We start from the raw sequence: 20,165 nt of genomic DNA on the forward strand, positions 1-20,165 counted from the left end.
GAGATCATGGCAGCGTTGCGCTGGTCATGAGTGATCGACAGCGGTATCCGAGCGACGTGACCGACGCGCAGTGGGACCTGATCGGGCCGTTTTTGCAGGCGTGGCAGGCGAAACGCGTCTCGGTGACCGGCCAACAGGGCGGCGGCTACGAGTTGCGGGAAATCGTGAACGCGATCCTCTACCAGACCCGGACCGGCTGCCAGTGGGCCTATCTGCCGCACGACCTGCCGCCCAAATCGGCGACGTACTACTACTTCGCGTTGTGGCGTGACGACGGTACTGACCAGGCGATCCATGACCTGCTGCGCTGTCAGGCGCGAGAGAAGGCCGGCCGCGCCGAGGACCCGAGCGCCGTCGTGCTGGACACCCAGTCGCTGCGCGCCGCCAACCACGTCCCGGCGGCGACGACCGGTAAAGACGCCGGCAAGAAGGTCCCCGGCCGCAAACGAGGCCTGGCCGTCGACGCCCTTGGCCTGATCATCGCCGTGGTCGTGACCGCCGCGTCGATCAGCGACAACGTGCTCGGCATCAAGCTGCTCGACAAGATCGCCGAACACACCCCCACGGTGACCCGAGCATGGGTCGACGCCGGGTTCCAGCAGGACTTCGCCCTGCACGGCGCGGTTCTGGGCGTCGACGTCGAGGTCGTCAAACGATCCGACACCACCGCCGGGTTCGTGCCGGTCAAGAAGCGGTGGATCGTCGAGCAGGTCAACGGCACGTTGATGCTGCACCGGCGGCTGACCCGCGAATACGAAAGCCGACCCGAGTCATCGGTGTCACGCACCCTCTGGGCCTCGATGGCCAACATCGTGCGCCGACTGACCGGCACCAGCACCCCGACCTGGCGGTGAACCCGCCAATGAACATCACCACGATCCTCGACCTGATCGCCATCCGCGAAGCCGCCGCCAACCAAACTGCCACCGGCCTGCGAGAACAGATCACCGCCCTGACCGCGCAACTCGCGCAGACCGACACCGAACTCGCCGACCTCGCCACGACCCGCACCACCCTGCAAGCACTCACCGCAGCCGAGTTCACCGCCGAGGACCCGACCATCGCCAGCACGCCCTACCAGCAGATCCTGGCAGTCCTGCACGCCGCGCCCGCCGGCATGCGGGCCAAAGACATCTGCCTCGCCGTCGGCGTCGACCCCGCACCCAGCCACGTCGAAAGCGCCCGCGCCCGCCTCAAACGCATGGTCAGCCGCAACATCCTCACCGAAAACGAACCCGGAGTATTTGCCCTACCCGAGAAACGGACCTAAGCCCTCAAACCGGCCTCTCAGCGCCAGCCCGACATTCCCGGCTGGCGCTGAGGGCTGTTTCAGGGTTGCTGGAACAGCCGTGTTAACCAGCTGGGTTTAGGCCGGCGGCGCACAGTGGGCACCTGGCCGCCGGGGGAGGCGGGACGGGGCGGGTGGGGCGGCGTCGTGCGTACACGAAAGGGTTATGGGTTTGGGGGTGGGCGGTAGATTTCTTCGTCGCAGCCGACGGTAGGGAGTGAGGGTGGCCGAGGCCCGCACGCTGGAACGGGAAGCGCCGCAGGCGCGGGGGATCGGGTCGGTGGAGGTGCTGGCGGCGCTGCTCGTGCTGTTGGTGATCTTCCGCGGGCAGCTTGAGGGGCTGGTTTCGGGGGCGCGCTGGCAGACGTGGACGACGGTGTTCGTGTCGGTGCTGGTGCAGGCGGTGCCGTTTCTGGTGTTCGGGGTGTTGCTGTCGGCGGTGATCGCGGTGTTCGTGCCGCGGTCGTTCTGGGCGCGGGCGTTGCCGCGGCATCCGGCGCTTGCGGTGCCGGCGGCCAGTGTGGCGGGGGTGGTGCTGCCGGGGTGTGAGTGCGGCAGCGTTCCGATTGCGGGGTCGCTGATTCGGCGTGGGGTGACTCCGGCTGCGGCGCTGGCCTTTCTGCTGGCCGCTCCGGCGATCAACCCGATCGTGCTGACCGCGACCGCGGTGGCCTTTCCGCAGAACCCGGAGATGGTGCTCGCGCGCGGGCTGGCCAGCCTGGTGGTGGCGATGGTGATGGGCTGGCTGTGGCTGCGCCTCGGCCGGGCCGACTGGATCAGACTGCCGCACCGGCCGGACCTGGAGGGCGCGTCGAAGGGACGGGCGTTCTGGTCGGCTTGCCGGCACGACGTGGTGCATGCCGGCGGGTTCCTGGTGCTGGGCGCGGCGGCGGCCGCGACGATCAATGTGCTGGTGCCGGAGGCGTGGCTGCAGACGCTGGCGAGCAATCCGGTGCTGTCCGTGCTGGCCCTCGCCGTGCTGGCCGTGCTGCTGTCGATCTGCAGCGAGGCGGATGCGTTCGTGGCGGCGTCGTTGTCGCAGTTCTCGTTGACGTCACGGCTGGTGTTCCTGGTGGTCGGGCCGATGGTCGATCTGAAGCTGATCTCGGTGCAGGCGGGGGTGTTCGGGCGCCGGTTCACCGCGCGGTTCGCGCCGGCCACGTTCGTGATCGCGGTGCTGGCCGGGTCACTCGCGGGAGTGGTGCTGCTGTGAACCGGCAAGCGCAGGCCGTGGTGCTGTTTCTCTTCGGCGGCGCCATTCTGAAGGCTTCGCTCAGCGATCTCTACCTGCGGTATGTGAAGGAGGGCCTGCGGCCCTTCCTGATCGCCGCGGGCGTGGCGCTGGTGGCCACCGCGGTCGCCACCCTCTGGTACGAACGTCGCGCCACCGACGACCACGGCCACCACCACGAGCCACGGGTCGGCTGGCTGCTCATCCTCCCGGTGCTGGGCCTGCTGCTGGTCGCCCCGCCCGCGCTGGGCTCGTTCACCGCGGCGCAGTCCGGGACGCTGCCGGTGTCCGACTCGGACTATGCGCCGCTGCCGGACGGCGATCCTGCACCGATCGGGTTGCTCGATTACGCGTCGCGGGCGCTCTACGACGACGGCCGCAGCCTGGCCGGCCGGCGCGTGCAGTTGACCGGCTTCGTCGCGTCCGGACCGGACGGCGCCCCGATGCTGGCCCGGATCGTGGTGAGTTGCTGCGCCGCGGACGGCCGGCCGATCAAGGTGGGGCTCACCGGTGGCCCGGCGATCGACGTGCCGTCCGGCACCTGGGTGCAGGTCACCGGCCTGCACAGCGCGAAACGCGGCACCGACCCGGTGAACCAGGCCGACATCGCGTATCTGGAGGTCGCCGAGTGGCAGCCGATCACGCCACCGAAACAACCGTACGAGTGAAGAGAGCAGCCCTGGTCACGGCCCTGCTGGCCGCGGGCGCCCTGCTCGCCGGCGGTCTTCCCGAGGCACCGCCGAGCTCTCCAGAAACGCTGACACTGGAGCAAATATGGCCGAATGCCGAAAAAGCTGACTTGGCGAGTCTGGAAGTCGAGCCGCTCCTGTTCCTGGACTCGAAGACAGCGGTCGGCACGGTGACCGGGGGCGGCTTCGTCCGCCTGCTGACCGAGACGGCCGACGGCGTCGAGCGGGAACTGCGCCGCCTCCCCGAGGACGGCGAGCCCCGCTTCGACAACGTGACCGCGGCCGGCGGCGAGCTGTTCTGGACCGAATCGGTGGGCGACCGGCCGGTGGAGATCTGGGCGGCCAAAGGCAGCGACGCACCGCGCAGGCTGACCGCCGACACCGGGAACGTGCTGTTCTACGGCACCCAGCACGACCTCGTGGTGGCCGACGGCCGGGTGCACTGGGCGGCAGGGGACGGCGACGAGAGCACCGAGATCCGTTCGGTGGCGCTGAGCGGTGGGGACGTGCGGGTTCGTACCGAGAAGGGCCAGTGGGCACTCACGGCCTGGCCGTGGCTGACCGACGACGTGGGCGGGCAGGCCGGCACGATCCGGATGCGCCACATGGAGTCCGGCCGGGAGATCAAGGTCGTCTCGTCCGGCGCCGAGTGGCGGATGTGCAGCCCGGCCTGGTGCCGGGTGATGGTGATGTCCGGCGAGGGCCTGGCCCGGATCGATCTGATGCGCCCGGACGGCTCGGACCGGCGGCGGGTCGCCGGTGCCGGCGCGCAGTCCGCGGTCACCGACGTCGCGGTGCTGGACCGGTTCGAGATCCTCTCCGAGTTGCGGCCCGACTCCGACGTGACCGGAACCGCCGGCCTCGTCGTGCACGACCTGGCCACCGGGCGCAGCGTCACTCTGGCGCGGGCGGCCGACCTGGCCGCCACCCGCGACGGAATGCTCTGGTGGTCCACCGGAAATCAGGAGTCGGGGGTCTGGCACACCCTCGATCTGCGCACGGTTTGACATATCTGCAATTACGCATGGGAATCAACATATCGTCACCTCGCCATTAGACGATAAATGGGTGCGGTCATTACCGTCCGTCCCGTGAAATCAATTGCAGGTGTTGTTGCGGTGGTGACGGCTTTTGCTCTCGTGGGCTGCGCTGCGGAAGCCGAAGAGAAAGGTGCCGGAGCCCTCGCGGTGGTTGCGACGACACCCGAGGTGGCGGACTTCGTACGCAACATCGGCGGCGAACGGGTGAGCGTCACCCAGATCATCAAGCCGAATGTCGACCCGCACGACTACGAGCCGACGCCCGCCGACATCAAGGCGATCGGCGAGGCGAAAATCGTCGTGAAGAACGGGGTCGGCCTCGAGGAATGGCTGGACCGGACGATCGAGTCGGCCGGTTTCCAGGGCGCGGTCGTCGATTCCAGCCAGGGCGTGACCCTGCGCGAAGGCGGCCATTCTCATGAGGAGGAAGAGGAAGAGGGGCACGCCGAAGAGGAGCACGAGCACGATCCGCACATCTGGCACGACCCGCGCAACGCCAAGATCATGGTGACGAACATCGAGAAGGGCCTCGCGGCGGCCGCCCCCGCCGACGCGGCGAGCTTCACCGCGAACCTCACCGCGTACACGGCGAAGCTCGACAAGCTCGACGCCGACAACGCCGCGGCCCTGGCCAAGCTCACCAACCGCAAGCTGGTCACCAACCACGACGCCCTCGGCTACTACGTGGACCGCTACGACCTGGAGTTCGTCGGCTCGGTGATCCCCAGCCTGGACACCTCGGCCGAGCTGTCCGCGAAGCAGCTCGACGACCTGGTCCGCAGGATCCGGGAGACCGGCGTGAAGGCGATCTTCGCCGAGAGCTCACTGCCGGCCAAGACCGCGGAGACCATCGCGAGCCGGGCCGGCGTCGAGGTGGTTGCGGGAGAGGACGCACTGTACGGCGACAGCCTCGGCCCCGACGGTGCGTACCTGACCGCCGAGGAGCACAACACCCGGGTCATCGTCGAAGCCCTGGGCGGCTGAGCGTGACCGACGCCGCCCTGCAATGTGCCGGGGTCGACGTCGGTTACCAGGGCTCGCCGGTTCTCACCGACGTGAACCTCGAGCTGCTGGCCGGCCGTCGTCTGGCGCTGGTCGGCCCGAACGGTGCCGGCAAGTCCACCCTGATCAAAGCCGCCGTCGGGCTCGCCGAGGTGCTCGGCGGCACCGCCCGGATCTACGGCCGCAGCCCGGAGCGGGGCCGGGAGCTGTGCGGGTACGTCCCCCAGGCCGGCGACCTCGACCCGGACTTCCCGGTCACCGCCGGGCAGGTGGTGCTGATGGGCCGCTACCGGCGGATCGGCTGGTTCCGGCCGACCGGCGCCGCCGACCGCCGGGCGGCCCGGGACGCGCTGGAGCAGGTCGGGCTCGCCGAGCACGCCGGGCGCCGGTTCGGCCTGCTCTCGGGCGGGCAGCGGCAGCGCGTGCTGCTGGCCCGGGCGATCGTCGCCGAACCCCGGCTGCTGCTGCTCGACGAACCGTTCAACGGGGTCGACGCGGTCAGCCAGGAGACCATCCTCGCGGTGCTTAAGGACCTCACCACGGCCGGCGCCGCGCTGGTCCTGAGCACCCACGATCTCGTGCTGGCCCGGGAGCTGGCCGACGAGGTCTGCCTGGTCAACGGCCGGCAGTGGGCGGTCGGCGCGCCGGACGAGGTGCTCACGGCCGGGACGCTGCGCCGCACCTACGGCGAGCACGCGGTGCTGGTGGAACCGTGATCGAGCCGTTCACCGTACCGTTCATGGGCCGTGCCCTGGCCGAGATCGCACTGCTGGCGCTGATCTGCGGCCCGGTCGGGGTCCTGGTCTTCGCCCGCAAGCTGTCGTTCGTGTCGGACGCCCTGACCCACACGGTGTTCCCCGGCGTGGTGGTCGGGTTCCTGGCCGGTGGGGTCGACGGGATCTTCCTGGGCGCGCTGGTCGCCGGCCTGCTCACCGCGGTGGTGCTGACCGTGCTGACCCGCGGCGGCGGGATCACCGACGACGCCTCGACGGCGGTCCTGCTGACGGCCATGTTCTCGATCGGGGTGATCCTGGTGTCGCGGCGCTCGTCGTACACCTCGGATCTGACGTCTTTTCTGTTCGGGCGCCTGCTCACAGTGACCGCGCAGCAGATCGCCGAGACCGCCGCGCTCGCCGCGGTGATCCTCGGGCTGCTGGCCGTCGGGGCCCGGGCCATGCTGTTCCGCGCCTTCGATCCGGCTGCCGCGACGGCCGCCGGGTACCGCGTGTTCCGGCTCGACCTGTGGCTGAACGTGATCGTCGCGCTGGTCGTGGTGGCCGCGGTCCGGGCCGTCGGGACCATCCTGGTGGTGGCGCTGCTGATCGTGCCGGTGGCGGCGGCCCGCCTGGTCAGTCACCGGCCGGTCGTGATGGCGCTGCTCGGCAGTGGTCTGGTGCTGCTCGCCGGGTACGCCGGCCTGCTGATCAGCTGGCACGCCTCGGTCAACTACGGGATCGCCCTCACCTCGGCCTCCACTGTGGTGCTGGTCCTGGTCGTGGCATACCTGGCCCTGCTCCCGATCGCACGGAGGCGACCCGCGTGAACCTGGCGATCGCGGAGGTCGTTCTCGCCGGCACCCTCGCCGGCCTGGTGGGCGTGCACGTCGTACTGCGCCGGCTGTCCTTCTTCACGATGGCGCTGACCCACGCCACCTTCCCGGGCGTGGTGATCGCCGCCATCATCGGGGTGGACCTACTGCTCGGCGGCATGGTCGCCGGCGTGGCGGTGGTCCTCGGCGTCGCCGCGCTGAGCCGGCGGCGCGGCCAGAACGCCACCGCCGCCACCGGTGTGCTGCTCGCGGCCGGGTTCGCGCTCGGCGCCGGTCTGGTGGCGATGCGCAGCGGCTTCAGCCGGGACCTTTCGTCCTTCCTGGTCGGCTCGATCCTCACGGTGAGTGCCCGGGACCTGGTGATCACGGCCGGCGCGCTCGTGGTGGTCGGCTCGGCGCTGCTGGTCTTCAACCGGCCGCTGCTGTTCACCGGCTTCGATCCGTCGGGGGCGCGGGCCGCCGGGTACGCCACCGGCGCCTGGACGCTCCTGCTGCTGCTCCTGATCGAGATGGTGGTCGTCACGCTGGTGCCCGCGGTCGGCACGATCCTCGCCGTGGCGCTGATCGTCGCCCCGGCGGCCGCGGCCCGGCTGTGGTCCACCCGTGTCTCGGTGATCACCGGGCTGGCCGTGGTGTTCGCCGTCACGAGCGGGCTGGCCGGGCTCTTCGCCTCGGCCCGGTGGGATCTGGCGGCCGGCGCGAGCATCGCCCTGGCCGCGACCGGCACGCTGGTGGTGTCCGCCGTGCTGCGCTGGGTGGTGCGATGACCCCGGACCTGCTCGACCGCGCGGTCACCGTGCTGCGCGGCATGGCCTACGAACACCGGCTGCACATCCTGGTCCTGCTGCGGGACGGCGAGCGGACCGCGGGGGAGTTGTCGGCCACTGTGCCGACCGATCCCACCGCGGTCGCCCATCACCTGCGCTGCCTGCTCGACGCCCGGCTGGTCAGGCGGCAGCGGCGCGGGCGCAACGTCTTCTACTCGCTGCCCGACGACGCCACCCGCCACCTGATCAACGAGGTTCTCCGGCACGCCGGAGAAAACGCCGGGAACCTTTCGCGGCCCCGGGCCGACTAACGGGAGTTCCCGAGCCTGAGGAAGAAGATGCTGAAGCGCCACGCCGGCCACCGTTCTTGCGCTGTTCGCGCTGACCGGTTGCGCGGACAGCGTCGAAAGCGCCCCCGAGCCGGCGCCGGCCGCTTCGGCTGCGCTGACCGTGCGGGACCCGTGGGTGAAAGCGGCCGACACCGGCATGACCGCGGCCTTCGGCGACCACCTGATGCTGATGAAGCCGTCCGCGGCCGTCAAGCTGAGCAGCGGCGACAGCGTCGAGTTCACCGCGATCGCGAAGCCGTTCGCCGGCGCGCAGGAGACCTACGACCCGGGTTCGCGCTCGTGACGATCGGCCGGCGGGCACTGCTGACCGACGACGCGGTCCGCCTACGACGCGCTCACCGTCACCCTGGCCCAGCGGATGCTGATCAAGGACACCCGGCCGTTCGCCGCGGTCCGCTGGGTGCAGCGCGGCTTACGGCGCAGCCCCGGCGTGCACCCGGCCGGCTCGACGGCACCGCGAACCCGCGCGACGCGGCGATGGAGACCGCGGTCTGGCAGCCCGACGGCAGCACCACGCTGGTGGTTCGCCGGATCCGCGCCGAGATCGAGACGTGGGACCTGCTGAGCGTCGCCGACAAGGAGGCCGCGGTGGGCCGGTGGATGCGGTCCGGCGCGCCCCTGACCGGTACGGCCGAACACGACGAGGCGCCCGACTCGTTCGGGCGACCCGACAGCAGGCTCGTATTCGTCTCGTACCAAGCTGACATCACCCGCCAATATCTCCCCATCCAACGGCGGCTCGCCGAGAAGGATCTACTGAACGAATGGACGACACCGATCGGATCCGCGATTTTCGCCATCCCGCCCGGCTGTTCCGAGGGCGGCTGGATCGGCGAGCGGGTGCTCGGATGAGCGCACCCGTCCGACTCCTGCTGGCGCTGGTCGCCGCGTTGCTCGTACTGGCGCCGGGCGCCCCGGCCTGGGCGCACAACGCGCTCGCCGAGGCCAGCCCGGCCAAGAAGGCGACCCTGAAGAAGGCGCCCACCGAGGTGAAGCTGCGGTTCCTGCAGAAGCTGGATCCCGACTACACGACCATCACCGTCAGCTCCGCGGACAAGCAGCAGATGCCCGCCTCGGAGCCCGCGGTGAAGGGCAGCACCGGGACCATCACGCTGGAGGACACCCTGCCGAACGGCGTCTACACCGTCGCCTACCAGGTCGTCTCCACCGACGGGCACACGGTGAAGGGCTCGTACGAGTTCACCGTCGCCGACCCGTCCGCCACCGAAGCGCCGTCACCCTCCGCCGCCGCTTCCTCGTCCGCCACCGGAGCGCCGTCACCCTCCGCCGCCGCTCCCTCGTCAGCTGCCCCGGTGGCCGCCCCATCGGCCGTGGCCGCGACCGAGGAATCGTCCGGCAACGGCACGATCATCGCCATCGTGATCGCCGTCGTAGTTGTCCTGGCCGGTCTGGCCGGTTTCCTGTACGCCCGTCGCCGTAAGGCGTGAAAGGTCCCGTGATGAAGCAAGCAGTTCTGCGCCGTGCCGCCGCCGTCTCCGCGATGGCGGCCGCCTTCGTCCTGGCCGTCGCCGGCCCGGCGGCCGCCCACGTGACGGTCAACCCGAGCACCGCCACCCAGGGCGGCTACACCAAGGTGTCGTTCCGGGTGCCGAACGAGAGCGACACCGCGTCGACCACCAAGCTCGAGATCAACCTGCCGGAGAACGCCCCGGTCGCGTCCGTCTCGATCAAGCCGGTCCCGGGCTGGACCGCGGCGCCGGTGAAGACCAAGCTGGCCACCCCGATCAAGGCGCACGACAGCGAGATCACCGAGGCGGTCACCAAGATCACCTGGACCGCGGACAAGGGCGCCGAGATCAAGCCCGGCACGTTCCAGGAGTTCGACGTCTCGCTGGGCCCGCTGCCGGAGACCGACCAGATGGTCTTCAAGGCGCTGCAGACCTACTCCGACGGCACCGTGGTCCGCTGGATCGACGAGCCGACCACCGACGGCACCGAGCCGGAGAGCCCCGCCCCGGTCCTCAAGCTCGCCGCGGCCTCCGACGCCTCGACCCCGGCGTCCGCTCCGGCCGAGGCCGACGCTTCCGGCTCCGCCGACGCCGAGGAGAGCAACAGCGGCGCTGCCTGGGGCATCGCCGGTCTGGTGGCCGGCCTGGCCGGGTTGGTGCTGGGCCTGCTCGCCTACCGCAAGGCCGCGCAGGGCGCCGGCGCCTGACGCCGGGTCCCGCAGGCTCCAGCCGGGTGCGACGCTGCTGCCCAGCGCCGCACCCGGCTGGCTCTCATGGCTGTTTCGGCGGCCGCCGGCCAGCCCTCGGAGCCGGCCTGGTGACTAGCGGGACGCGCTGAGCGGCAGCGCGCGCACCAGCATCCGGTGGGAACGCCAGCCCGGGAACGGCACGAGGTCGCCGACATGCTCGAAGCGCAGCCGCTGCAGGGCGCCCCAGACCCGGGTGTTGGTCTCGGTCACCGCCAGCGACACGCGTTCCTCGGGGCGCTGCCCCAGAAGATCACTCATCATCCGTACGCCCAGACGGTGCTTACGGAATTCCGGAAGCACGAAGGCCTCGCACACGGCGAAGGTGCGGCCCGCCCACTCGACCGCGAGGTCCGGGTCCGTGGCGTCGGTCAGGTCACGCCACCACAGGGTCTCCGCGGGCAGCGGGCAGCCCATCACGGTGCCGACCATCTCACCGTCGACGTAACCGACTGCGGCCTGGAAACCCGGCGCCTCCGCGGTCCAGATCAGGCGCTCCTCCACGGTGGGGATGCTGTGGTCGAGAAGATGCAGGTCAGCGGCGTGCACCCGGCGGTAGACCGCGGCCAGCGCCTCGATGTCGACCTTGTCGGTGATCTCCACCGTGCTCTCTTCGTACACGGCGTGTTCCTGAGTCATAGTTGATCCATCCTGATTAGGTAAGCCTTACCTAAACAGATGGTCTCACAAGCTACCCACAGGTTCGTCAGCGCGGCTTACCGAACATTCAGGCGGACGAAGAGCGAAAGCGGATGCAATGCCCTGCCCTGCGCTCCGCTCCGGCGAGCGCCGAGGTCGCCGCCCGCCTGCCGGCAGGTCCGCGCTAGGCGCCCAGTTCGGCCTCGATCTCCTCGGGAGCGCGCATCCGCCAGGCGTCGGTGATCAGCTCGCGCAGGCGGTCCACCGACACCGCGGGCAGCCGGAGCATGACCAGTGGCAGCCCGTCGTAACCGGGCGTGGTGAAGAACAGATCCGGCTCGCCGAGCAGGAGCGCCTGCTTCTCCGCCTCGTCGCCGACGAACAGCACGGCCACGTCGGTGCGGATCACCCGCGGCTTCCCGGGGAGGCGCTCTGGATACGACCAGACGAACCCCTTGTTCGCCACCCGGAAGTCGAAGCCGTCGCTGTCGATCTCCACGACGTGCGGCAGCGTCAGTGCCAGCCGGCGTACGTCTTCCGCGTCAGCCATGGGCACAGGTTACGGCTCGCTGTCCGGCTGGCGGGATCCCGCCTTGCCGTCCGGCGTCCGAGCCACTAATCTCCGATCCAATAAATAGGAAATACAGGTTAGGCATAGCAGGTCGGCAATGCGGCCGACGGACCGAAGCCCACACCCAGCTCTGGCGGTACAGACATGCAGAAACTCCTCCTTCTTGCCCTCGTCGGTCTCGGAGCCCAGCTTGTCGACGGCAGCCTGGGCATGGCTTACGGCGTGACCTCAACGACCCTGCTGCTCGCGATCGGCACCAACCCGGCGGCTGCCTCGGCCACCGTTCACCTCGCCGAGATCGGCACCACGCTGGTGTCCGGCCTCTCGCACTGGCGCTTCGGCAACGTCGACTGGAAGGTCGTCCTGAAGATCGGCGTCCCGGGCGCCGTCGGGGCCTTCGCCGGCGCGACGTTCCTGTCGAACATCTCGACCGAGACCGCCGCCCCGCTGATGGCGATCATCCTGCTCACCCTGGGTCTGTACGTCTTCCTGCGCTTCACCTTCCAGGGCCTGCCCAAGGGCCAGCTCGGCAAGCCGCTGCGCAAGCGTTTCCTCGCCCCGCTCGGTGTGGTGGCCGGCTTCGTCGACTCCACCGGTGGCGGCGGCTGGGGGCCGGTCGGCACCCCGGCGATCCTGGCCAGCGGCCGCCTCGAGCCCCGCAAGACGATCGGCTCGATCGACACCAGCGAGTTCCTGGTCGCCGTCGCCGCCAGCCTCGGTTTCATCATCGGCATCGGTTCGGAGAACATCGACTTCGGCTGGGTTGCCGCCCTGCTGATCGGTGGTGTGATCGCGGCGCCGATCGCGGCGTGGCTGGTCCGGCACATCCCGCCGCGGGTGCTCGGCGCCGCGGTCGGCGGTGTGATCATCCTGACCAACAGCCGCTCGCTGCTGCGCAGTGACTGGATCGACGCGTCCGACCCGGTCCGCTACTCGATCTACGCCGTGATCTACGTGGCCTGGGCGGCGGCTCTGGTCTACGCCTTCAGCCAGTACCGCAAGAACCGCGACGAGGAGAAGCAGATCATCGCCGAGGCGGAGGCCGCCGCGGCGGCCGGCGAGCCCGACGAGAAGGCGCCGACCCCCGCCTGACGTACGGCGAATGCCCCGGGAGCCGAGACTCCCGGGGCATTCTGCTTCCCAGGCGAACTGCACCTCGCACTCGACGGCCTCGGCGAGCATGTCGCGGACCTGCTGCTCCATCGCGGCGTCGAACAGGTCCGGCTCCTCGGCGCGGACCTGGTCGACCACGTCGAAGGCGAACGCCATGTGCATGCTCTCGTCGCGGAACATCGGCCTGGTCGATGTAGGGCGCCCGGGCGGCAGCCAGGTCGATCAGCGCCCGCTGCGGCAGTTGCGTGTCACGTCAGAGATCAGGTGTGCCGGGCGGCGCCATGATCCGCAGCGCGTTGGCGTCCAGGGCGATGCGCAGCGGGGTGCTGCCGCACGGCTCGCCGTCCACCTCCACGTGCGCCGGCCGGTCGGTCTCCAGCCACAGCTCGCCGACGGCCAGGAAAGGGCGCTCGTGCAGGGTCCGCCGGTGGCCGGTGAGGGCGTTGCGGGCGGTCTCCCGCAGCAGCTCACGCCGGGTGCCGCCGCCCACCGGGTAGGCGACCAGCAGCCGGTCGTCGGCGTGCGCGTCAGCGGTGATCGGGCGGCCGGCGTGGAAGCCGCCGTTCGCCACGTACACCTGATGCGTCAGAAAAACCTGCTCCACGCCATCAGCGCGGACGGTCACGCGCAGCGGCCGGTGCCGGGTGAGCAGACCCAGAGCGGTGATCGGGTACGCCAGACGCCCGATCACCCTTTTCAGCCGGCTCGGTGCGCTGATCATCACTTCGGCGGAGAGGCCGGCGCCGACGTGGTTGGTGAACGGCATGTCGCCGGCGACCCCCAGGTCCACGTCGATGACGTGGCCGTCGACCAGGGTCGCGATCGCCTCGTCCAGGCTCGGCTGAATCCCGACGGTACGGGCGAAGTTGTTGGTCGTCCCCAGCGGCAGCAGACCGAGCGCGACGTCACGGTGGGCCAGCATCCGCCCGGCGGTGCTGATCGTGCCGTCCCCGCCGCCGGCGACCAGCAGGTCCGGGCCCTGGTCCAGGGCCCGTTCCAGTGACTTCTCCAGGTCACGGTCCACCGCGTACGCGCCCAGCAGCTTGAAGCCGGCGGCCAGCAGGCGGGCGTGCGCGTCCTCGTACAGCTGCCGTCCGCGCCGTGACCGGGCGTTGACCACGAGCACCGCCCGTCGCTCGCGCCGGATGTCCTTGGTCAGCTGCTGCTTGGTCCGCACCGGGCGACCCTATCGCCCACCTGTTTCCGCCGATCACCACCAACCCACCCGGCTGACCGCAGCTGCTGCTTCGCAGCGCGGGAAGCAGCTTTGGGTGTCAGCTGGGTGAAGGCGGCTGATCGCTGCTGCTGCTTCGCAGGGCGGGAGGCAGCTTTGGGTGTCAGCTGGGTGAAGGCGGCTGATCGCTGCTGCTGCTTCGCAGGGCGGGTGGCAGCTTTGGGTGTCAGCTGGGTGAAGGCGGCTGACCGCTGCTGCTGCTTCGCAGGGCGGGTGGCAGCTTTGGGTGTCAGCTGGGTGAAGGCGGCTGATCGCTGCTGCTGCTTCGCAGGGCGGGAGGCAGCTCTGGGTGTCAGCCCGGCAGTAACCGACTGGTCATGCGTGCGGCGCTGTGGCGAGAATGGCGCCGTGGGCATCGGGGTGGGTGTGCTGGGGCCGGTCGAGTTGACGTGGGACGGTGTGCCGGTCCCGCTCACCGGCGCGCCGCAACGGATCCTGCTCGCCCGGCTGGCCCTGGCGGCCGGCCGCGCGGTCCCGGTGGCCGACCTGATCGACGCGCTCTGGGAGGGCGAGGCGCCGGACAACGCGGTCGGCAACCTGCACAGCTACGTGTCGCGGCTGCGGCGGCACACCGGCGGCGACACGATCCGCCGTGAGCCCGGCGGCTACCGGCTGGACCTGCCGGACGGCGCCCTCGACACCGCCCGCGCCGAGCGGCTCGTCCAGCTGGCCCGGCAGCAGCCGTCCGAGCAGGCCGCGGCGACCCTCGCCGAGGCGCTGGCCGTGTGGCGCGGCGCCCCGCTGGCCGACGTGGCCGACCGCCTGGTGTTCGCCCCCGACGTGGCCCGGCTGACCGAGTGGCGCCGGCACCTGCGTGAGGAGTGGCTGGACCGGCGCCTCGAGGCCGGGGACGCCGCGGCGGCACTGCCCGAAGTGGAGGCGTTGGCAACGGCCGAGCCGCTGCGTGAGCGCCCGCAACTGCTGCACATGGGCGCCCTGCACGCGACCGGGCGGACCGCCGAGGCGCTCGGGGTGGCCCGCGCCTTCCGCGCGCGGCTGGCCGAGGAGCACGGCGTCGACCCGTCACCGGCCCTGACCGATCTGCAGCGGCGCATCCTCACGAACGAGCCGAACGAGCCGAACGAGCCGAACGAGCCGAACGAGCCGAACGAGCCGAACGAGCCGAACGAGCCGAACGAGCTCGGGCCGAACGAGCTCGGGCCGAACGAGCTCGGGCCGGGCAAGCTCGGGCCGGGCAAGCTCAGGCCGAACGAGCTCGGGCTGGGCGAGCTCAGGCCGGGCGAGCTCGGGCCGGACAGGCTCGATCTGGGCAGACCGGCGCCGGAGCGGGCGGCCGCCCCGATGCGGCGGCGGGCCGATCGGTTCTTCGGGCGCCGCGGCGAGCTGGCCGCGGTGCGCGCCGCGCTCACCGCCGGGCGGGTGACCACCCTGGTCGGGCCGGGCGGGGTGGGCAAGACCCGGCTGATGACCGAGGCGCTGACCGGCGACGAACTGGTGGTGGAGCTGGCCGAACGCTCCGTGCCGGCCGATGTGGCGGCCGCGGTCGCCGGTGCGCTCGGGTTGCGGGCCGCGCCGCGCGGCGGTGTCGCAGCCTTGGCCGAACGGCTCGGTTCGGCCCCGGCCGTGCTGGTGCTGGACAACTGCGAGCATCTGCTCGACGCGGTCCGCGACCTGGTGGACGAGCTGTTGGTGCGCTGCCCGGGGGTGCGCGTGCTGGCCACCTCCCGCCAGCGTCTCGACGTGGCTGGCGAGCGGGTGCTGCGGGTCGGCCCACTGCCGGCGGACGACCGGGTGGCGCTCTTCTGCGATCGCGCCGCGCTGCTGCGCGCCGATTTCTCCGACGATTCGCGTACGCGTGAGCTGGCCGCCGAGATCTGCGGTCTGGTCGACGGCCTCCCGCTCGCCGTGGAGCTGGCCGCCCGGCGCGAGGCGGTGTTCGGCCTGGTCCACCTGCGGGACCGGTTGGGCGCCGGGCTGAACGTCCTGGACCCGGCCCGGGGCGGCGACCGGGCCACCGCGGTGTCGGCGACGGTCGAATGGTCGTACCGTCTGCTCGACCCGGCGGCGCAGCGCCTGCTGGACCGGCTCGCCGTCTGCCGGGGCGGCTTCGGCCTGGACGCGCTGCCCTTCTTCGGCGACGGACCGGAGCCCGGCGAGGCCGAGCAGTTGCTCGCCGAGCTGGTGGACGCCTCGCTCGTCACCTCCGACCTGCGCGCCGACCCACCGCGATACCGGTTGTTGGAGACCGTCCGGCACGTCGGCCTCAGCCACCTCGGGCCGGACGGGGAACGGCAGGCCCGGGACGCGCACGCCCGCTGGATGCTGGGCCACGCCACCGAGCTGGTCGAGCGTGGCCGCGACCGCGATCCGTGGACCACGCCTGCGCTGCGCCGGGAGCTGGCAAACCTGCAGGAGGCGCTGACCTGGCTGGGCGACAGCGACGACGGTGCCCGGATGGCCGCGCTGCTCGGGGTGATCGGGGCCGGTGCCCCCGACCCGGGCCTCACCGAGCAGCTAGCCAGGTTCGCGCCGCAGCGGGTGGAGACCGAGAGCGAGGTGTACCGGGCGCTGGCCGCCGGCACCGCGGCGCTGCTCTCCAGCCATCAGGCTCAGGCGGAGCGGCTGCTCAGCGCGGCGCTGGCGCGGATGCCGGTGGGCCACCCGCTGCGCTGGAGCGCACTGGTCAGCCGAATCTCGAACGCGATGTTCGGCGGTCGGGCCGACGACGTGCGCGCCGACGCCGAACGGATCGCCGAGGAGCCGCAGGCGCCGGTCTGGGCGCGGGCGACCGGCATCTGCTGCGCCGCGCTGATGGACGCCTACGGCGGCGACGCGGAGACGGGCCGGCGCTGGCTGGAGAAGTACGCGTCCGCGCTGCACACCGAAGGGCTGGACGGCTTCGTCCCGTTCACCCGCGGCGAACTGCTCGCCGCCGAGGACCCGGAGCAGGCCCTCGACTGGTACGAACGCTCGATCGTGGCCAGCGACCGGGTCAACCAGGTCTACATGGGCAACGTGGCGCGGGTGGCCCGGGCCGCCGTGCTGATCCGGCTGCGGCGGCGCCCGGACGCCGTGGCCGCCTGCCGCGAGGTGCTCGCCGCGGTCCGGTCGGTCGGCATGACCGCCCAGGTGTGGACGATGCTGCGGCTCACCGCCGAACTGCTCGCCGACCTCGGTGCGGCGCCGGCCGCCGCGGTGATCGTCCGGGCCGCGGACGCCGACCCGCTCGCGCCGGCCGTGATGGGCCCGGACCGGGACCGCCAGGCCCGCCTGCGCGCCGCGGCCGGGTCGCCGCACCCGCTGCCACCGGCCGGCGCGGACGCGGCCTCGATCACCGGTTACGCGCTGGCCGCCCTCGACCGGCACGGCTGACAGGGCGCGGCAAGGGATCGGCAAGGGCCGGGCAAGGGCGGGCCCGCACGGTAGGGGCATGACACAGACGCAGCAGAACCCGACCATCGACGAGGCCCGCGTGGAAGCCTTCGTCGGACAGTTCGTCACCGACATCGCCGGGGCCGCCACCACCGTGATGACCGTTCTCGGCGACCGGCTCGGCCTGTACCGGGCCATGACCGGCGCCGGACCCGTCACCGCGGACAAGCTCGCCGCACAGACCGGCCTGCACCCGCGCCTGGTCACCGAATGGCTCAAGCAGCAGGCCGTCTCCGGGTACCTGACGGTCGACGGGGACACCTTCGAACTTCCGCTGGAGCACGCGCTGGCCCTCTCGGTGGTCGACTCGCCGGCCCACATCGTGGCGGCCGGGGAGATCATCACCGGTCACTTCCTCTCGCTGGACCAGGTCGAGGCCGCGTTCCGCGGCAACGGGGGCCTGCCCTACGAGGAGGTGCCGGGTTGCACGCATCACGGCATCGAGCGTTACTTCCGTACGGCGTACGTCAACCACCTCGCCCAGACCTGGTTCCCGGCCGTCCCCGGCCTGCTCGGCAAGCTGGATGCCGGCGCCCGGGTGGCCGACGTCGGCTGCGGCCACGGGTTCGCCACCCTGCTGATCGGCAGCACCTGGCCGGGCACGGCGGTGACCGGTTTCGACAACCACGAGCCGTCGATCGCCACGGCCCGGGCCCGCGCGATCGAGGCCGGCAGCCCGGCGAACGTCGCGTTCCATGTGGCCGACTCCGCGGAGATCGCCGGCCACGGGCAGTTCGACGTGGTCGTCTACTTCGACGCGCTGCACGACCTGGGCGACCCGGCGGCGGCGCTGAAGGCGGCCTACGACGCGCTGGCGCCGGGTGGCATCGTGGTCGCGGTGGAGCCGTGGTCGGCCGACGACTTCACCACCACGATCGGCCTGCCGATCACCCGGATCGGGTACGCCTCCTCGACCGCCCTCTGCACCCCCGGCTCGCTGAGCCAGCCCGGCGCCTACGGCCTGGGCACCGCCGGCGGCCCCGCCAAGCGCCTGGAGCTGCTGGCCGGCGCCGGCTTCACGAATCCCATCGTGGCGGCCGACACCGGCTTCAACCTGGTCGTCTCTGCGACCAGGCGATAGGCCACCTCGACCAGCGGTCCGGCCGGTGCCTCCCGGCCGGGCCGCCTCGCGTAGCCCGAATCGGCCGGCCACTTCGCGCGGTCCGGACGAGACGTCAGTCGGACTCGGCCGGGCCGCAGATGTAGTTCGGCTCGGCGTCGTACTTCCAGGTGAACTTCTCCCGCTTGACGATCTTGCCGTCCTTGTGGAACTGGCGCCACGCGTCCTGGGTGAAGCCCGGCAGCCCGCCGGTGGCGATGCAGCTCGGCCCGTCCGGCAGCGTGATCGTCCGCGGCGAGGTGATGTTGCGACGCGGGCTGTACTTGGTGCTCACCTTGTCCCAGACCTTGGTGCTCCACACCGACACGGTGATCGAGTTGCTGGTCCAGGCGGTGTCGAGCAGCACCCCGTGCGGGCTGTCGTTCTTGAACTTGAAGTCCAGGTCCGGGTAGAAGATCGTCGACTCGATCACCGCCGGGTAGCGGTCGAAGTAGTACGAGTGCGGCTTGTGCTCGACGTCCTCGAGCCCGGCGTAGTAGGTGGCGTTGAACAGCGTCGTGGTGAACTGCGAGACGCCGCCGCCGACGCCGGGCACCAGCTTGCCGCCCAGGATCACCGGCGCGTCCTTGTAGCCCTGCTTGTAGCTGCGCTCGCCGGTGTGCTTGTTCAGCGAGAACGTCTTGCCGGGCAGCACCAGGGCGCCGCGGACCTGCTTGGCGGCCTGCACGATGTTCTGGCTGCGGGACGAGCCGAGGCCACCGGTGAATTTCGTGGTGAAGGTGGAGACTTTCTCCTTGACGCCGAGCTTCTCCAGGTCGGCCGCGCCCAGTTTCGGCGCCGACTTGGTGAGGGCGGCTTCCACCGTACGATCGCTGCTGCTCTGGAGAACCGTGAGGAGCTGCGGCGCCGCGGCGCCCAGATCCAGAGTGACCCCGTCGGCGCCGGCGACGATCTTCGGCTTGCCGGCGGCGAAGGTGAAGCGCGCGTCGCGGGCGGTCACCTCGAGCTTGGACAGCTGCGGGGCGACCGCGGCACGCAACTTCTTCTCGTCGATCCGCGGCTCGATCTTGCCGGTCTTGTCCGCGGTCAGCACCAGGCTCTTGGCGATGGCGGCCGGCGCGATGGTCAGCGTGCCGCGCTCGGAGGTCACCGTCACCGGGGCGGCGACCGCCGGGCGGGCGAGCGTCTCGACCAGCTCGTCCACCTCGGCCGCCGTGGTCACCGGCTGCACCTCGACCAGCGGAACCGTGATCGTCCCGCCGCTCAGCCAGCCGGCCTTGACCGCCTCGGCCGAGCGCGCCGGCTCCAGGTCGCGGCCCGGCTCGGGGTGGACGGCCCTCGGTTTGACGCCGTCGAAGACGACCGCGGGCCTGGTCATCGCGGTGCCGAATTTGCCGGCCGCCTTGCGCAGCGCGGCGTCGAGGAGGTCGGCGTCCACGGCGACGACCGGGGTCACCGACCGGTCCGCGAAGAGTGAGGGGCGGCCCTTGGCGGCGGCGTCGACGGTCGCCTCGACGTCGACCACCAGGCCCACGTCGGCCGGCTGCACCGAGGCGGTCTTCCCGGTGCCCTCGATCTGGATCGTGACCGGGCCGGTGAGCTTCTGGTCCGACGCCAGCCTGGTCCGCAGCGCGCCCGCCGCCTCGGTCCGGCTGAGCCCGCCCAGGTCCAGCCCGAGAACTGTGACGCCACGCGGGACGTCGCCCTGGAACGCCCAGTTCACCGCCGCGCCGGCGCCGACCGCGAGGACGAGCACCAAGCCGCCGGCGATCAGCAGTCTGCGCCCGCGCCGCTTCGGTGGCGGCTGCGGCGACTCGGCCGGCGGGACGTCGATGTTGTCGTGCACCGGCGTCGCCTGCTGGGGGAGCCGGAGGGTCGGCAGGTCCTCAGCGGTAGGCGGTTGCTCACTCGCAGTGCTCACCGGGGCGTCCTTCCGGGGGTCGCTGGGCGCTACGTCCGGGTTTGGACGCATTCGCGGACGCCGATCACGTCGCGGGCCAAGAATCGTAGTCGACGCCGGGCCC

General features: G+C 71.4%; 20 protein-coding genes and 2 pseudogenes. 17 read left to right on the top strand and 5 right to left on the bottom strand.

Features of this window, described 5'->3' with window-relative positions; genetic code table 11:
- Window positions 1-26: 26 nt before the first annotated feature.
- The 14 genes and pseudogenes from OHA21_RS49910 to OHA21_RS49975 all read left to right on the top strand — a co-directional run bounded on the left by OHA21_RS49910 (window position 27) and on the right by OHA21_RS49975 (window position 10,092).
- Window positions 27-854: an IS5 family transposase gene (locus OHA21_RS49910; protein ID WP_328460648.1), complete on the top strand. Its 828-nt coding sequence runs from the start codon at window positions 27-29 to the stop codon at window positions 852-854.
- A gap of 8 nt (window positions 855-862) precedes the next feature.
- A complete protein-coding gene (locus tag OHA21_RS49915) occupies window positions 863-1,270 on the top strand; it encodes a hypothetical protein (protein ID WP_328460650.1) in 408 nt (135 codons plus the stop codon).
- A gap of 235 nt (window positions 1,271-1,505) precedes the next feature.
- Window positions 1,506-2,501 carry a permease gene (locus OHA21_RS49920; RefSeq protein ID WP_328467768.1) on the top strand — a complete coding sequence of 332 codons (996 nt, stop codon included), beginning with the start codon at window positions 1,506-1,508 and terminating at the stop codon, window positions 2,499-2,501.
- Window positions 2,498-3,187, top strand: a complete 690-nt coding sequence (locus tag OHA21_RS49925; RefSeq protein WP_328467770.1) for a TIGR03943 family putative permease subunit — start codon at window positions 2,498-2,500, stop codon at window positions 3,185-3,187. The genes OHA21_RS49920 and OHA21_RS49925 overlap by 4 nt, the downstream gene beginning before the upstream one ends.
- A gap of 131 nt (window positions 3,188-3,318) precedes the next feature.
- A complete protein-coding gene (locus OHA21_RS49930) occupies window positions 3,319-4,215 on the top strand; it encodes a hypothetical protein (protein WP_328467772.1) in 897 nt (298 codons plus the stop codon).
- Window positions 4,216-4,395: 180 nt separating this feature from the next.
- Entirely contained in the window at window positions 4,396-5,232 is an 837-nt protein-coding gene (locus tag OHA21_RS49935) for a metal ABC transporter substrate-binding protein (protein ID WP_328467774.1), read from the top strand.
- Between the two features lie 2 nt (window positions 5,233-5,234).
- Window positions 5,235-5,966, top strand: a complete 732-nt coding sequence (locus OHA21_RS49940; protein ID WP_328467776.1) for a metal ABC transporter ATP-binding protein — start codon at window positions 5,235-5,237, stop codon at window positions 5,964-5,966.
- The gene (locus OHA21_RS49945) at window positions 5,963-6,793 is read left to right on the top strand and encodes a metal ABC transporter permease (protein ID WP_328467778.1); all 831 of its coding nucleotides are present in this window, start codon (window positions 5,963-5,965) and stop codon (window positions 6,791-6,793) included. The genes OHA21_RS49940 and OHA21_RS49945 overlap by 4 nt, the downstream gene beginning before the upstream one ends.
- The gene (locus tag OHA21_RS49950) at window positions 6,790-7,566 is read left to right on the top strand and encodes a metal ABC transporter permease (RefSeq protein ID WP_328467780.1); all 777 of its coding nucleotides are present in this window, start codon (window positions 6,790-6,792) and stop codon (window positions 7,564-7,566) included. Before OHA21_RS49945 ends, OHA21_RS49950 begins: the two co-directional genes overlap by 4 nt.
- Window positions 7,563-7,877: an ArsR/SmtB family transcription factor gene (locus OHA21_RS49955; protein ID WP_328467782.1), complete on the top strand. Its 315-nt coding sequence runs from the start codon at window positions 7,563-7,565 to the stop codon at window positions 7,875-7,877. Before OHA21_RS49950 ends, OHA21_RS49955 begins: the two co-directional genes overlap by 4 nt.
- Before the next feature lie 61 nt (window positions 7,878-7,938).
- The gene (locus tag OHA21_RS49960) at window positions 7,939-8,199 is read left to right on the top strand and encodes a hypothetical protein (RefSeq protein WP_442875223.1); all 261 of its coding nucleotides are present in this window, start codon (window positions 7,939-7,941) and stop codon (window positions 8,197-8,199) included.
- 39 nt (window positions 8,200-8,238) lie between these two features.
- Window positions 8,239-8,768, top strand: a pseudogene (locus tag OHA21_RS49965) (Dyp-type peroxidase); the annotation flags it as partial.
- The gene (locus OHA21_RS49970; RefSeq protein ID WP_328467784.1) at window positions 8,765-9,364 is read left to right on the top strand and encodes a copper resistance CopC family protein; all 600 of its coding nucleotides are present in this window, start codon (window positions 8,765-8,767) and stop codon (window positions 9,362-9,364) included. The pseudogene OHA21_RS49965 and the gene OHA21_RS49970, both read left to right, overlap by 4 nt.
- A gap of 11 nt (window positions 9,365-9,375) precedes the next feature.
- Window positions 9,376-10,092: a YcnI family copper-binding membrane protein gene (locus OHA21_RS49975; protein WP_328467786.1), complete on the top strand. Its 717-nt coding sequence runs from the start codon at window positions 9,376-9,378 to the stop codon at window positions 10,090-10,092.
- A gap of 114 nt (window positions 10,093-10,206) precedes the next feature.
- On the opposite strand, the gene OHA21_RS49980 is transcribed toward OHA21_RS49975, so the two are convergent.
- Together OHA21_RS49980 and OHA21_RS49985 are read right to left on the bottom strand one after the other, a co-directional pair.
- Entirely contained in the window at window positions 10,207-10,770 is a 564-nt protein-coding gene (locus OHA21_RS49980; RefSeq protein ID WP_328467788.1) for a GNAT family N-acetyltransferase, read from the bottom strand.
- A 184-nt stretch (window positions 10,771-10,954) separates the two neighbouring features.
- Window positions 10,955-11,320 (bottom strand): MmcQ/YjbR family DNA-binding protein, encoded by a 366-nt coding sequence (locus OHA21_RS49985; RefSeq protein ID WP_328467790.1) that lies wholly within the window; start codon window positions 11,318-11,320, stop codon window positions 10,955-10,957.
- 165 nt (window positions 11,321-11,485) lie between these two features.
- On the opposite strand from OHA21_RS49985, the gene OHA21_RS49990 reads away from it, so the two are divergent.
- Window positions 11,486-12,433: a sulfite exporter TauE/SafE family protein gene (locus OHA21_RS49990; RefSeq protein WP_328467792.1), complete on the top strand. Its 948-nt coding sequence runs from the start codon at window positions 11,486-11,488 to the stop codon at window positions 12,431-12,433.
- 51 nt (window positions 12,434-12,484) lie between these two features.
- Here the strand turns inward: OHA21_RS49990 and OHA21_RS49995 are convergent.
- Both OHA21_RS49995 and OHA21_RS50000 read right to left on the bottom strand, forming a co-directional pair.
- Window positions 12,485-12,637, bottom strand: a pseudogene (locus OHA21_RS49995) (ribonucleotide-diphosphate reductase subunit beta); the annotation flags it as partial.
- 70 nt (window positions 12,638-12,707) lie between these two features.
- On the bottom strand, window positions 12,708-13,631 hold the full coding sequence (locus tag OHA21_RS50000) for a diacylglycerol/lipid kinase family protein (RefSeq protein WP_328467794.1): 924 nt from the start codon (window positions 13,629-13,631) through the stop codon (window positions 12,708-12,710).
- Between the two features lie 405 nt (window positions 13,632-14,036).
- Between OHA21_RS50000 and OHA21_RS50005 the strand changes: the two genes are divergently transcribed.
- Window positions 14,037-17,021, top strand: coding sequence for an AfsR/SARP family transcriptional regulator (locus tag OHA21_RS50005; protein WP_328467796.1), 2,985 nt, complete (start codon window positions 14,037-14,039; stop codon window positions 17,019-17,021).
- Between the two features lie 58 nt (window positions 17,022-17,079).
- On the top strand, window positions 17,080-18,162 hold the full coding sequence (locus OHA21_RS50010; protein WP_328467798.1) for a class I SAM-dependent methyltransferase: 1,083 nt from the start codon (window positions 17,080-17,082) through the stop codon (window positions 18,160-18,162).
- A 94-nt stretch (window positions 18,163-18,256) separates the two neighbouring features.
- On the opposite strand, the gene OHA21_RS50015 is transcribed toward OHA21_RS50010, so the two are convergent.
- Window positions 18,257-20,113 carry a VanW family protein gene (locus tag OHA21_RS50015; protein ID WP_442875051.1) on the bottom strand — a complete coding sequence of 619 codons (1,857 nt, stop codon included), beginning with the start codon at window positions 20,111-20,113 and terminating at the stop codon, window positions 18,257-18,259.
- Window positions 20,114-20,165 lie beyond the last annotated feature (52 nt).

Source organism: Actinoplanes sp. NBC_00393 (assembly GCF_036053395.1).
Taxonomy (GTDB): domain Bacteria; phylum Actinomycetota; class Actinomycetes; order Mycobacteriales; family Micromonosporaceae; genus Actinoplanes.

What these genes read in the sequence shown, in the direction of transcription:
- OHA21_RS49985 (WP_328467790.1), bottom strand. Translation starts at nt 11,320, where the DNA reads ATGGCTGACGCGGAAGACGTACGCCGGCTGGCACTGACGCTGCCGCAC.
- OHA21_RS50015 (WP_442875051.1), bottom strand. Translation starts at nt 20,113, where the DNA reads ATGCGTCCAAACCCGGACGTAGCGCCCAGCGACCCCCGGAAGGACGCC.
- OHA21_RS49980 (WP_328467788.1), bottom strand. Translation starts at nt 10,770, where the DNA reads ATGACTCAGGAACACGCCGTGTACGAAGAGAGCACGGTGGAGATCACC.
- OHA21_RS49990 (WP_328467792.1), top strand. Translation starts at nt 11,486, where the DNA reads ATGCAGAAACTCCTCCTTCTTGCCCTCGTCGGTCTCGGAGCCCAGCTT.
- OHA21_RS50010 (WP_328467798.1), top strand. Translation starts at nt 17,080, where the DNA reads ATGACACAGACGCAGCAGAACCCGACCATCGACGAGGCCCGCGTGGAA.
- OHA21_RS49955 (WP_328467782.1), top strand. Translation starts at nt 7,563, where the DNA reads ATGACCCCGGACCTGCTCGACCGCGCGGTCACCGTGCTGCGCGGCATG.
- OHA21_RS49910 (WP_328460648.1), top strand. Translation starts at nt 27, where the DNA reads ATGAGTGATCGACAGCGGTATCCGAGCGACGTGACCGACGCGCAGTGG.
- OHA21_RS49975 (WP_328467786.1), top strand. Translation starts at nt 9,376, where the DNA reads ATGAAGCAAGCAGTTCTGCGCCGTGCCGCCGCCGTCTCCGCGATGGCG.
- OHA21_RS49970 (WP_328467784.1), top strand. Translation starts at nt 8,765, where the DNA reads ATGAGCGCACCCGTCCGACTCCTGCTGGCGCTGGTCGCCGCGTTGCTC.
- OHA21_RS49915 (WP_328460650.1), top strand. Translation starts at nt 863, where the DNA reads ATGAACATCACCACGATCCTCGACCTGATCGCCATCCGCGAAGCCGCC.